Origin of the sequence: Ferruginibacter sp. (assembly GCF_049840995.1) — a bacterium.
Lineage (GTDB): Bacteria > Bacteroidota > Bacteroidia > Chitinophagales > Chitinophagaceae > Ferruginibacter.
Genome location: NZ_JASGIP010000003.1, coordinates 51,624 through 64,819, shown reverse-complemented (window position 1 = coordinate 64,819; position 13,196 = coordinate 51,624). Strand labels below are relative to the sequence as shown.

Below are 13,196 nucleotides of genomic sequence, written 5' to 3'. Positions count from 1 at the left end.
AATCAGGAATCATGAAATTTAAACGTTTACTATTTACTTCACTGCTGCTGCTTGGCTGCATTTCATTATTTGCACAAACTAAGCCGGGTGTGGTGAACGAACTGGCAGGGAAATCATTATGGGGTATCTTTTTAAAAGGCCTCGGCGTAGGTTTCCTGGCAGCATTGCAACCCTGTATCTATGCAATGATACCTGTAACGGTTAGTTTTTTTCTAAAGCGCAGCACCAGCAGGGCAAAAGGCTTAAAGAATGCACTTTTCTATTCGCTTTCCATCATTAGTATATTCACCGTAATAGGTGTGGGCATCACTTTGATCTTTGGTGACAATGCACTGTACGAAGCATCCAGTAGTGCAGGTTTTAACATCTTTGTTTTTTTACTCTTTCTCATTTTTGGCATTTCATTTTTAGGTGCCTTCGAAATAAATCTTCCTGCTTCCTGGGCCAATAAAGTAGACAGCAAAGCCGGTACCGGCAATTATTCCGGCATCTTCTTTATGGCTTTAACGCTCGTGATCGTTTCCTTTTCCTGTACGGTTCCTTTTATCAGCGGGCTTACCAAATTGATATCGCAGGAAAAACAACGCCTGGCGCCGGCATTGGGATTCATGGGCTTTTCACTCGCCCTCGCATTACCATTTGCATTCTTTGCACTCTTTCCGGGGTTATTGAATAAAATAGCCAAATCTGGCGGCTGGCTCAATACTATGAAAGTGTCTTTCGGATTTCTTGAACTGGCACTGTCATTAAAATTTTTGTCGAATGCCGATCTTGCTTATCACTGGCGCATACTCGATAGGGAAGTATACCTTTCATTATGGATCGTTATCTTCGGCTTGCTGGGTTTTTATTTATTGGGTAAATTAAAATTCAGTCATGATGATGACCTGCCCAAAAATGATTACGGCCATCCTTATTTAACTGTTACAAGAACCTTTTTTGCTATAGCAGCTTTAATGTTCACCGTATACATGATCCCCGGTTTGTGGGGAGCGCCACTTAAAGGCATCAGCGCATGGATACCGGAAACCAAGACACAGGATTTTAACCTGAACAAGATAGCAGTACAAAATGCAAACGATACCACTACAACAAACAGTACCGCAATAACAACTGCAAGCCAGGTAAAGCCCAAAAAATATACCGATTTCCTGGAATCAGAGATACTGGGTGTGGATGCCTTTTTTGATTATGATGAAGCATTGGACGCCGCCAAAAAATTGAACCGCCCTGTAATGATCGATTTTACCGGTCATAGCTGCGCCAATTGCCGTAAAATGGAAAGTGAAGTGCTGAACCAGGATGAGATAAGGAATGATTTAAAGAATAATTTTGTGCTGGCTTCTTTATACGTAGATGATAAATACAATCTTCCGGAAAGCGAACAATATACATCCAAAAATGATGGCTCGCTTATCAAAAGAATGGGTGCAAAGAATTTAGACTTTGAAGCTACTATTGCTAACTCCAACGCACAACCGCTTTATATATTTGTAGATAAAGATGGAAAAGTGATCCTGAACGCAGGCGGTTACGAACCTGGTATCGACCGATTTAAAAAAATACTGGAAGATGTAAAGACGGAGTTTAAAAAAAGATACCCGTAAGACAATTATTTTTTATCAAAACTCACACATTCCTTTAATTCTTTTTCTGTATAAGCCATATTGTATTGCTTCAATACATCATCGGGCACGCCGTTCCATTGTGTAGGGGAGTTGCCGGCGTAGCCAATATCTTTCACGCCCATTTCAGAAGTGTAAAAACCGGTGGCAGTAAGGTTGCGCATTAAATTAAAGAACTGTACACCCTGGCTCATTTCCGGTTTCGCCTTTTTCGGGTAGGCGATCAGGTCAACCATTTCCAGTTGTTGCTGCTGCGTGCAATCCTTAAAAGCTTTTTCGTAGCGGTTCAGGCATTGTACATCCAGCCAACGTAAACCGCCACGCAGGGGCAGTTGGTGTTTCGGCATATCCTTTACAATGAATTCAATAAAATCGGGCACTTTGGCATCGCTGGCGCTGCCGCTCACCGCATCTTTAGGAATAATGATATCACCCAACACCGTAATGGTAGCCATTTCTTCTGCCGTAAAGAATTTTTCCTGCGCCAGTAATTCCTTCTCCCGCTTCAGCTCGGCAGGATTCCTGTCCAGGTTGAATTTTGGTTCTGCATTATCTGCAGCAACTTTTTTATCTGCCGGTGTACAGCCATCTATCACCGCCGGAACTGCAATGGCACCGGTAGCTAAAAGTTTCAAGGATTTTCTTCTGTCCATAACTAAACCCCCAACCCCCTAAAGGGGGCTTTTAGACCCCGCTTTTTCAGGAGTATTTTGTTTTTGAATATTGTTTAATTCCAGTATTTTCTTTGTTATTTTCTCAATCACAATTTCTGGTGTTGCCAAAACTTCTTCATTTGGAAACCTGATTACACTATAACCCCAATTTTGTAATTCCTTTTGTCGTCTTTCATCATTTTGTTTTACAGTTATTTCATTGTGAATTGACCCATCCAGTTCCACTATCATTTTTACTTTATGACAATAAAAGTCAGCAACATATAAACCGATCGGGTGTTGTCTTCTGAATTTTAATCCATTAATTCCTGCTTTTAAATGTACCCATAAAACAATTTCAGCCGCAGTCATATTCTTACGCAACTGTTTGGCATTCTCAAATATTAAATGCGAAGCTCCTTCAAACATACCTCCAGACTTATACGGGCTCTTCGATGACATTTTTCTATTCAAGATTTATATAAGTTGTATAAAATATTGTGACCCTAAAGCCCCCTTTAGGGGGTTGGGGGTTACAAATTGTTCTTTTTCAATTCATCAATAATATATTCCGAAGCCCGCATGCTCAATGCCAAAATGGTCCACGTAATATTTTTATCTGCCTGGCTTACAAACTGGCCGCCATCCACACAAAATAAATTCTTGCAATCATGTGCCTGGCTGTATTTATTCAATGCCGACTTTTTAGGATCATTACCCATTCTTACCGTACCACCTTCATGAATGATCTCGCCGGGTTTGGTAAGGCCCCAGTTGTTTTTTTCATCATCATCACCGCCCGACATGATCACGGCACCCATATTATGCATGATCTCTTTAAACGTTTCCTTCATGTGCTTGGCCTGTTTTATTTCATAGTCGCTCCATTTTACATTGAACTTTAAAACAGGTATGCCATATCTATCTACTGTATTGGGGTCAATGGCACAATAATTACTTTCCATTGGTATGGCTTCACCACGACCGGCCATGCCCACACCGGCGCCATAAAAAAAGCGGTAATCTTCTTTCAGCGAAGCACCGTAACCACCCGCTTCTTTTTGTTTGCCATTCACTAAAAAACGGCCATTTTTATTTTCGATATTAAAACCAAAACCATAGGCAGGCTGTCCCTGTCCGCCCCAGTATTCAATATGATAGCCTCTCGGGAAATCCAGTTTTTTATTATCCAGCCACCAGGGCGAGTACACGTGCAAACCACCTACACCATCTTCATTGTATTTTTTTCTGCCAAACAATTCCGGCAATACACCATCTACAGATGCGCCGGTAGAATCGTGCAGGTATTTTCCTACAACATTACTGCTGTTGGCTAAACCATTCGGGTGTCGTTGCGATTTGGAGTTTAATAACAATCTTGCACTTTCGCAGGCACTGGCAGCCAGTATCACTACTTTACCATTTACCTGGTATTCCATCATGTCGTCTTTACTTACATACGACACACCGGTTGCCAACCCTTCTTTATTGGTCAGCACTTCTCTTGCCATGGCATTGGGCACCACATCCAGGTTGCCCGTTTTTAAAGCAGGATATATTAAAACATTGGTGGAAGAAAAATCAGCCTTGGCCATACTGCAGTTCCTGCCGCATTGCCCGCAAAAGAAACAGGATTTACGCTCCGCATCATTCTCAATAGGTTTTGTAAGAATAGAAAGGCGGGAAGGGATCACTTTTACACCGGATTGTACCGCCGCATTTTTTATAAAGAGTTCATGCAAACGTGGTTTGGGCGGCGGTAAAAAAATACCATCCGGATCATTATCCAATCCTTCGTTGGTACCAAAAACGCCGATGAGTTTATCTATCTTGTCATAATAAGGTTTTACATCTTCGTAACCAATGGGCCAGTCATCGCCGAGGCCATCAATACTTCTTCTTTTAAAATCCTTGGGACCAAAGCGCAAGGATATCCTGCCCCAGTGATTGGTGCGGCCACCCAGCATTCTTGCACGCCACCACATCCAGTCGGTACCCTCTTCTTTTGTAAATGGTTCACCTTCCAGGCTCCAGCCACCATAGCAAGCATCAAAATCGCCAAAGGGGCGCATAACGGTGCTGGCACCACGCCGCGGACTATCCCAGGGATTTTTTAACTGCGTAATATTTTTTTGAGGATCGTACATGTAACCGGCCTCAATAACACACACTTTCAATCCTGCTCTTGATAAAGTATAAGCAGCCATACCGCCGCCTGCGCCCGAACCCACGATCACCACATCATATTGTTTCGGCTGCTTTTTAATTTGCAGATCTCCCATACAGCAAAAGGTTTTATAATAAGGCAATAATTTACAGCAATATTTTTATTAAAAAATATTTTGTGCCCAATCTTTTTATGGGAGGTAGGTCGCCAGCATTTGTGTTAATAAAAGAAAAAACCCTTCAAAATTTTTTGAAGGGTTTTAATTTGTATTTGGGAGTTACAAAATTTCTATTGGAGAACGCTATTAAAGGGCGATCTGTTTTTCGGTCATCAGCTTACGCAGGTTGATCAAACCATAACGCATACGGCCTAAAGCAGTGTTGATGCTGCATTTGGTAAGGTCGGCGATCTCTTTAAAGCTAAGATCTGCATAATGACGCAGGATGATCACTTCACGCTGATCGTCTGGCAACATATCCACCATTTTCCTGATACGGTCGTGGCTCTGGCCATTCATCATTTTGTGATCAGCACCGGGCTCGCTGAAGTTCAGCACTTCAAAAATGTCGCGGTCGTCGCTGGTTTTAATGGTTGGGCTGCGTTTTACTTTCCTGAAATGGTCCACACACATATTGTGTGCAATACGCATAGCCCATGGTAAGAATTTTCCCTCATCAGTATAACGGCCACCTTTTAAAGTGTCGATGATACGGATAAATACATCCTGGAAGATATCTTCCGTCAGGTACTTGTCTTTAACCAGTAAATAAATTGAGGTGTAGATTTTGTCCTTGTAACGCATTACGATGGTTGCAAGAGCATCAGCGTCGCCATCCATATATAAATGAATCAGCTGCTGGTCGGTAAGATTGTTAAGGCATTTCATAAACTTCTACAGTTTTGTGTGTTAGGATTTAGTGACAGGACCAAAATCGGGAAAAATTAACGTAGAAGTCTTTTAGATAGGCTTTAACGGCTTTTCACTTTTTTGGATATTGGACTGTAAAAATAATAGATGTTTTGAAATTATTATGAGTAAAAACACTCAATTTTAAAACATCGTTAACACGGTAAAAATACTAAAACCAATTTCATAACAAAGGGCAGTTAAGCGCTTTAAGAAAAGTTTCACAAATGCCGGGCAGCGCAAAAAATAACGGGTTCTACAGGGAAAATGAACAAACAGCCCGTTTTTAAAGCCTTTATAAATATATCTTGAAGAGGTCTAAAAATTTTAGTAATTTTGAATATGGCAAGCACAAAAGTTAAACAGACCGATCTTTCTACAAAGGCCCCCAAAGCAAAAAAAGAGCAACAAACCGGTATAGAAATAAAAGGAGCAAGGGTTCATAACCTTAAAAATATATCCGTAACCATCCCCCGCAACAAACTGATTGTGGTAACCGGTGTTTCCGGTTCGGGTAAATCTTCCCTTACAATAGATACATTGTTTGCCGAAGGCCAGCGCCGCTATGCCGAAAGCCTGAGCGCCTATGCCCGCCAGTTCATGCAGCGCATGAACAAACCGGATGTGGATTATATTAAAGGATTATGTCCGGCCATTGCCATCGAACAGAAAGTGATCACCCGCACGCCCCGCAGCACCGTGGGCAGTATGACGGAAATATATGATTACCTGCGCCTGCTGTTTGCCAGGGCGGGCAAAACCATTTCGCCGGTAAGTGGCAAAGAGGTAAAAAAAGATGATGTGAATGATGTGGTGGATTTTATTGCCGGTTTAAAAACGGGCGACAAGGTTTTATTATTAGTGCCCTTTAAACAGCAAAAGAACAGGGACGCCAAAGAAGAACTGAATATATTATTACAAAAAGGTTTTTCAAGGGTATACCAAAATAAGGAAGTGGTAAGGATTGAAGATCTGTTGGAATCTGCAAAGCTGCCCGCAAAAATAGATCCGCGTAAAACTTTTTTATTGGTGGACCGCTTTGTGGTGAAAGCATTTGATGAGGATGACAAGCACCGCATTGCCGATTCAGTAAACACTGCTTTTTATGAAGGAGAAGGCGAACTGCTGGCAGAGATCAATGGAGAACAGCAACGGCATTTTTCCAATAAGTTTGAAGCCGATGGGATGGTGTTTGAAGAACCGGTGCCCAATTTATTTTCTTTCAATAACCCTTATGGCGCCTGCCCTACCTGCGAAGGATTTTCGCAGATACTGGGACTGGACCCTGACCTGATAATACCCAACAAACAGTTAAGCGTATACGAAGGCGCCGTTGCACCCTGGAAAGGTGAGAAGCTGGTATGGTGGAAAGACCAGTTTATAAAAGCGGCTAAAAAATTCTCCTTCCCGGTACATAAACCCATCATGGACCTGAGTAAGGATGAACTGGATGAATTATGGAATGGCACCGTGCATGCACAGGGCATCAACGATTTTTTTAAAGAAGTGGAAGCTAATTTATACAAGGTACAGTACCGGGTGCTTTTATCAAGATACAGGGGAAGAACACAATGCACCGATTGTAAAGGTTATCGCCTGCGTAAAGAAGCATTGTATGTAAAAGTGGGCGGCAAGCATATCGGCGAGTTGTGCGAAATGCCGGTAAAAGACCTGCAGGCATGGTTTGCAGATCTTAAACTGAATGCGTATGATACACAGGTTGCCAAAAGGATCTTAATTGAGATCAATCATCGTATCAAAACCTTGATGGATGTTGGCCTGGGTTATCTTACTTTAAACAGGCTGGCCAATAGTTTAAGTGGTGGCGAAAGCCAGCGTATACAATTGACCCGCAGCCTGGGCAGTAATCTTACCAATTCACTATATATATTAGATGAACCATCCATTGGCCTGCACAGCCGTGATACCGAAAGACTGATCAATGTATTAAAAGAATTGAGAGACCTGGGTAATACGGTAATAGTGGTGGAGCATGATGAGATGATGATGCGGGAAGCCGATCATATTATTGATATGGGGCCATTGGCCAGCCATTTAGGCGGAGAGGTAATTGCGGAAGGGGATTATGATGCCATCATTAATAATAAGGAAAGTCTTACCGGTAAATATTTATCTGGGGTATTGAGTATCGATCCGCCAAAGAATATCCGTAAATGGAACCGCTCCATAAAAGTGGAGGGTGCAAGGCAGAATAATTTAAAAAATGTAACGGTGGAGTTTCCGCTGAATGTATTGTGCGTGGTAAGCGGCGTGAGCGGTAGTGGTAAAACAACGTTGGTAAAACAGATCTTATATCCAGCCCTGCAGAAATTAAAGGGTGAGTTCATGGATAAGGCGGGCTTGCACAAAGCGGTTACCGGTGATATTGATTTTATTTCGCAGATAGAAATGGTGGACCAGAACCCGATCGGTAAATCGTCGAGAAGTAACCCTGTTACATATATAAAAGCATACGATGAGATAAGGGACCTGTACAGCAGCCAGCCGATGAGTAAGATGCGGGGATTTCAGCCCAAGCATTTTTCATTTAACGTAGATGGCGGCCGATGCGATACCTGTAAAGGTGAAGGCGAACAAATAGTGGAAATGCAATTTTTGGCCGATGTGCACCTGGTATGCGAGGTTTGCGGTGGCAAAAAGTTCAAGGAAGAAGTGCTGGAAGTGAAATACAAAGACAAGAGCATTTATGATATACTGGAAATGAGCGTGGATGATGCCGTGGAATTTTTTGCCGACGAACCGGCTGTTGCCAATAAGATACAGCCACTGAGCAGCGTGGGGCTGGGCTACGTTAAACTGGGCCAATCTTCCGATACTTTGAGTGGCGGCGAGGCGCAAAGGGTAAAACTGGCTTCTTTTTTAGGTAAAGGCAAGGCGCAGGGGCATATCCTGTTCATTTTTGATGAGCCTACCACGGGGCTGCACTTCAATGATATCAAAAAACTGCTGGCTTCCTTTAATGCGTTGATCGAGCAGGGACATTCTATATTAGTGATTGAGCATAATACCGATGTAATTAAAAGCGCCGACTGGATCATTGACCTGGGGCCCGAGGCCGGGGAGGGCGGCGGCAGCCTGGTATTTGCCGGCAAACCAGCCGATCTTAAAAAGAACAAAGAAAGCCGTACCGCAAAGTATTGTTAATCAATAGCAGGATTGTAGAAAGAGTTCGATAATCCTGCTTTTTCCTAAAAATTGTTGTTAAATTCAAACTTATCCGTATTTTTACTAAGTAATAAGTACCCTAAACACTTTATTACTCCCCTTTTTACCTGTAACCCATCAACCGAATTTTTGTAGTTTTCTACTAATTAATTCAGTCTGTTTAAACGGAAGAAAGTTTTTTATTACAATCTAAAAATTGTGATATTTGCTGCCCGTTTTAATGATACTTGCTCCAATCCTAAAAAATACCTCCTCGTCCATTTCCTGCTGACTTAAACCACCAGCTTATCAATTTTATTATTAAACAAAAATGGACAACATGAAAAAGTATTACATTATCTTTTGCTTGCTACTTGCTACAGGAGTAAGTTCTTTTGCTCAAACAACCGGTGATTACCGATCTAAAGCCAGCGCTGCGTGGACCGCACTTACAACCTGGGAAAGGTGGAGTGGAAGCGCCTGGGTTCAACCCACTGCAGGCCAGGGTTATCCTGGTCAGTTAGCTACACCAGCCATCGTTACAATTGTTGATAACAATGATGTTAGCTATGCTACCGGTTTAAACCTTACTATCGGATCTCTTGTATTTCAGGGTGGTGCTAACGAAACTACGCTTACCATTGCAGGTACTGGAGCTTTAACCGTAAATGGCGCTATAACAATGAATGGTACTACCACTACTGGTGGTACTCATGCAACCGTTCTTTCAATCGGAACCGGGTCAGTATCTTGTGCTTCTCTGGCACTTGTACCTGTTTCAGGAAATTATAACAGCAGTAACAGGCGTACTGAAGTTACTATATCAACTGGTAGTTTAACTGTTAGCGGAGATATTACCTGCAGCGGCAACATACAAGCTGCCGGTGGCGGAACTGGTGTTACTTTTACAGGTGCCGGTACTTTAAATATCGGTGGCTCATTAATGGCAACTAACCTGGGTGCATTTACTGAAAGTTCAAGTACAGTAAATTTTAATGGTTCAGCTGCTGCGCAAACTATTGATGTGACCAACTACAGCTATTTCAATATAACTACTAACAATACCAATGCGAATGGTGCAGTATTTGGTGCCGCAGTAACTACTGCGAACGTTACCGGTGCTGTTAACGTAGCTTCAGGTTTATTAAAAACAAATAACCTTGCTTTTGCTTTGAATAATAACAGGGCATTGACTGTAGCGGCAGGTGCAACTTTAGATGCCGGAACAACTTCTCTTAAATTTGGTACCGGTTCAAGTGATCCTACAGTAAACGGAACTTTTATTACTGCAAACACCACTGCATTTACAGGTGCTACCGGTGCGGCTTTAAGTTCTACTAATACTCCAACTATTACTTTAGGTTCAGCTTCTACTATCGAATACAATGCTGCAGGTACACAACCTGTAACACAAAGGACTGACTATGCTAATGTTACTTTAACAGGCGCTTCTAAAACCATTGCTGCTGGTACTGTAACTTTATCTGGTACATTAAAAGTTAACAGCGGTGCTACTTATAATGGTGCTACTAATAACCCAACTTTAACTGTAAAGAACATTGATAACGCCGGTACGTTTACTTCCGGTTCTGCTACCGTTACTTTATCAGCTGCTGCTGTACAGTCATTAAGCGCAACCGGTACAACCAACTTTGCTGGTTTAACTATCAATAATACTTCTGGTGGTGTTGATTTTTCTGGTGCTGCAAGCTTAAGCGGTGCACTTACATTAACAAGTGGTATTTTAAGGATTGCCACCGGTGCTACTTTAACTATCTCTAATGGTAATGCAGTGGGTGGTACTCCATTCAGTGCTACCAAACATATTGCCACACTGGTTAACACCGGTACAGGTGCACAAGGTTTTGTAAGGGCAAACAATCTTGCTAACGGCGGCGCTTACCTGTTCCCTGTTGGTACCGGTACTTATTACCTGCCTGTAACAGTTACTCCAAGCGATGCAGCTGCTAATAACAGCTTTACTGTATGCGCATTTAATGGTATTACTCAAAACGGACAACCAAATGGAAGTGCTTTATTAAATAAAGTAAACTTAGTGGATGCGGTATGGACAGTAAATTATAACGGACCAGGTACTCCAACTGCATCTGCAGCTACTTTAACAATGGGATGGCCTGCTGCACTGGAAGGCACTTCTTTCTCAGGTCTTGCTGATGCTTTGATCGGTATCTCTCACTACGCTACTCCAGCCTGGGGTGATTTTGTTGGAAGCGGCAGCCAGGTGAATAACACTGCTACCCGTACCACCGTAACTTCATTCTCTCCATTTGCTGTAGGTAAATTAGGCCCATCTGCAGGTACATTGCCTGTAAAAGTTTATTACTTCAATGCTTCTAAAGGCAACAGTGTGAACACACTTAACTGGAATGCAGAATGCAGCGGATCTCAGGTTACTTTCGAGATCGAGCGTTCAGCTGATGGCAGGAACTTTACCACCATCAACTCTATTACTGCAAGCCAGGCTCGTTGCGCATATCCATTCAATTACGATGATGCAGCTCCTTTAGCAGGTACTAATTTCTACCGTATCAAGATCATTGATGATTACGCAAGGGTTAGCTACACTACTATTGCTAAAGTGGGCAGCCAGCAGAATGATATGAAACTGGTAGCTGTATTACCAAACCCGGTTAGCAATACTGCTCAACTGAATGTAACCACTGCTAAAAAAGATAACGTGGAACTGTCTGTTATCTCATTAGAAGGTAAAGTGGTGTACAACAAATCTGTACAGTTGCAATCAGGTTCAAGCTATATCAGCCTGGATGTGGCTAACCTTACCAGCGGCACTTACTTTGTAAGGGGCGTATTTGGTAACGGTGAAACCAGCTCAATTAAATTTGTAAAACAATAATTATAACCAAGCACACATCAATCTAACAACAAAGGTCCTGTAGCAATACAGGACCTTTTTGTTTTGAAGAAGTTTTATTGAGAAATATTATCTTAAACGATCACTGTCTTTTACCTTTTTCTCGTCGCTGTTAATAGAACGTGCAGCCATAAAGAAAAACAATACGATCAGGCCATGCAGTATAGACCATATTGAAAAGCTGCCGTCAATATAATCCTGCACTTCGCGGTAGTATAAAAAGATCAGCAGGGCTTCCAGCACTATGCCCAGCACACATAAACGCAATTGCAGTTTACGGTTCTTAAAAAGAAAGATGGTAACCAGCGCCAGCCCGCTTACTAAAACGGTGAGCAGCATAATGGGAATAGTTTCCGATGCCGTTATTTTATACAGGATGGGGTGCTTTACGTTAATGCCGCTGTAATTTTCCAGCTTAAAAGTAAGCCCTGCCGCTACTGCAGCCAGCAACAGCCATACAGACTGGATACGTTGTATCATAATAATGAATTTTTAGTTTAACCCAGTTCAGGATATAAAGGGAACTGCTGCATGAATGCTTTTACATCTGCTTTTACCGATGCGATCACTGCTTCATCATCTGCATTCATCAGTACTTTATCTATCAACGACACTACTGTTTCCATATCCGCTTCTTTTAAACCCCTGGTGGTAACTGCAGGTACGCCTACACGTATGCCGGAAGTTACAAACGGCGATTTGTCGTCGAATGGCACTGCGTTCTTATTAAGAGTAATATGTGCTTTATCCAGCGTTTCCTGTGCTTTTTTACCGGTAAGATTTTTGTTGCGCAGGTCTATCAGCATCAGGTGGTTGTCGGTTCCGCCGCTGATGAGGTTATAACCACGGCTTACAAATGCTTTGGCCATTGCCTGTGCATTGCTGATGACCTGTTGGCCATAGGCTTTAAAATCTGCTGATAATATTTCTCCAAATGCTACCGCTTTGGCTGCTATCACGTGTTCCAGCGGGCCGCCCTGCGAGCCGGGGAATACGGCCAGGTCCAGCAACTGGCTCATGGTGCGGAGGTTGCCTTTAGGATCTTTGATGCCCCAGGGGTTCTCAAAGTCGTTGCGCAGCATAATGATGCCGCCCCTTGGGCCACGCAGTGTTTTGTGCGTAGTGGAGCTTACTATATGACAATGATCGAATGGATCGTTGAGAAGACCTGCGGCGATCAGCCCGGCAGGGTGTGCAATATCTGCAAAAACAATGGCGCCAATTTCATCGGCCACAGCGCGGATGCGTTTGTAATCCCAATCGCGGCTGTATGCAGAGGCGCCACAAATGATCATTTTAGGTTTTTCTGTGCGGGCAAGGTTTTCCAGCTGTTCATAATCTACAATACCTTCCTTGGTTACGCCATAATGCAAAGCCTGGTAAGTTTTACCGCTGAAGTTGGCAGGGCTGCCATGCGTTAAGTGACCGCCCATGCTCAGGTCCAGGCCCAGGAATTTTTCACCGGGTTTCATTACGGCTAAAAATACAGCGCCATTGGCCTGTGCACCGCTATGGGGCTGTACATTGGCCCAGCTGCAGTTGAATATCTTTTTTAAACGATCGATGGCCAGTTGCTCAATTTCATCCACCACTTCGCAGCCGCCGTAATATCTTTTACCGGGGTAGCCCTCGGCGTATTTGTTGGTTGGTACCGAACCCATGGACTGCATTACCTGCAGACTGGTAAAATTTTCCGAAGCAATCAGCTCAATTCCAAAACGTTGTCTTTCTAATTCTTTATTAATAAGGTCAAAAACCGCGGTATCTCTTTGCATGGGGTTAATTT

Annotated in this window: 9 protein-coding genes; 3 read left to right on the top strand and 6 right to left on the bottom strand. The window is 42.8% G+C overall.

Annotated features, from left to right (window positions below; all coding sequences use genetic code 11):
- Positions 1–11: 11 nt before the first annotated feature.
- Positions 12–1,607 (top strand): protein-disulfide reductase DsbD family protein, encoded by a 1,596-nt coding sequence (locus QM738_RS01850; RefSeq protein ID WP_462274976.1) that lies wholly within the window; start codon positions 12–14, stop codon positions 1,605–1,607.
- 5 nt (positions 1,608–1,612) lie between these two features.
- Here the strand turns inward: QM738_RS01850 and QM738_RS01845 are convergent, their stop codons facing one another.
- From QM738_RS01845 to QM738_RS01830, 4 genes are all read right to left on the bottom strand, one after another.
- A complete protein-coding gene (locus QM738_RS01845) occupies positions 1,613–2,260 on the bottom strand; it encodes a gluconate 2-dehydrogenase subunit 3 family protein (RefSeq protein WP_462274975.1) in 648 nt (215 codons plus the stop codon).
- A 36-nt stretch (positions 2,261–2,296) separates the two neighbouring features.
- Positions 2,297–2,707: an endonuclease domain-containing protein gene (locus QM738_RS01840; protein ID WP_462274974.1), complete on the bottom strand. Its 411-nt coding sequence runs from the start codon at positions 2,705–2,707 to the stop codon at positions 2,297–2,299.
- Between the two features lie 104 nt (positions 2,708–2,811).
- Complete coding sequence (locus tag QM738_RS01835) at positions 2,812–4,560, bottom strand: GMC oxidoreductase (RefSeq protein WP_462274973.1); 1,749 nt, start codon at positions 4,558–4,560, stop codon at positions 2,812–2,814.
- A 189-nt stretch (positions 4,561–4,749) separates the two neighbouring features.
- On the bottom strand, positions 4,750–5,331 hold the full coding sequence (locus QM738_RS01830) for an RNA polymerase sigma factor (RefSeq protein WP_462274972.1): 582 nt from the start codon (positions 5,329–5,331) through the stop codon (positions 4,750–4,752).
- 363 nt (positions 5,332–5,694) lie between these two features.
- On the opposite strand from QM738_RS01830, the gene uvrA reads away from it, so the two are divergent.
- Positions 5,695–8,517, top strand: coding sequence for an excinuclease ABC subunit UvrA (gene uvrA, locus QM738_RS01825; RefSeq protein WP_462274971.1), 2,823 nt, complete (start codon positions 5,695–5,697; stop codon positions 8,515–8,517).
- Between the two features lie 340 nt (positions 8,518–8,857).
- Positions 8,858–11,392: a T9SS type A sorting domain-containing protein gene (locus QM738_RS01820; RefSeq protein ID WP_462274970.1), complete on the top strand. Its 2,535-nt coding sequence runs from the start codon at positions 8,858–8,860 to the stop codon at positions 11,390–11,392.
- 87 nt (positions 11,393–11,479) lie between these two features.
- Here QM738_RS01820 and QM738_RS01815 read toward each other — a convergent pair whose 3' ends face one another.
- Together QM738_RS01815 and QM738_RS01810 are read right to left on the bottom strand one after the other, a co-directional pair.
- Positions 11,480–11,890: a DUF4293 domain-containing protein gene (locus QM738_RS01815; RefSeq protein WP_462274969.1), complete on the bottom strand. Its 411-nt coding sequence runs from the start codon at positions 11,888–11,890 to the stop codon at positions 11,480–11,482.
- A 17-nt stretch (positions 11,891–11,907) separates the two neighbouring features.
- Positions 11,908–13,185 (bottom strand): serine hydroxymethyltransferase, encoded by a 1,278-nt coding sequence (locus QM738_RS01810; protein ID WP_462274968.1) that lies wholly within the window; start codon positions 13,183–13,185, stop codon positions 11,908–11,910.
- Positions 13,186–13,196 lie beyond the last annotated feature (11 nt).

What these genes read in the sequence shown, in the direction of transcription:
- QM738_RS01850 (WP_462274976.1), top strand. Translation starts at nt 12, where the DNA reads ATGAAATTTAAACGTTTACTATTTACTTCACTGCTGCTGCTTGGCTGC.
- QM738_RS01840 (WP_462274974.1), bottom strand. Translation starts at nt 2,707, where the DNA reads ATGTTTGAAGGAGCTTCGCATTTAATATTTGAGAATGCCAAACAGTTG.
- QM738_RS01835 (WP_462274973.1), bottom strand. Translation starts at nt 4,560, where the DNA reads ATGGGAGATCTGCAAATTAAAAAGCAGCCGAAACAATATGATGTGGTG.
- QM738_RS01830 (WP_462274972.1), bottom strand. Translation starts at nt 5,331, where the DNA reads ATGAAATGCCTTAACAATCTTACCGACCAGCAGCTGATTCATTTATAT.
- uvrA (WP_462274971.1), top strand. Translation starts at nt 5,695, where the DNA reads ATGGCAAGCACAAAAGTTAAACAGACCGATCTTTCTACAAAGGCCCCC.
- QM738_RS01820 (WP_462274970.1), top strand. Translation starts at nt 8,858, where the DNA reads ATGAAAAAGTATTACATTATCTTTTGCTTGCTACTTGCTACAGGAGTA.
- QM738_RS01815 (WP_462274969.1), bottom strand. Translation starts at nt 11,890, where the DNA reads ATGATACAACGTATCCAGTCTGTATGGCTGTTGCTGGCTGCAGTAGCG.
- QM738_RS01810 (WP_462274968.1), bottom strand. Translation starts at nt 13,185, where the DNA reads ATGCAAAGAGATACCGCGGTTTTTGACCTTATTAATAAAGAATTAGAA.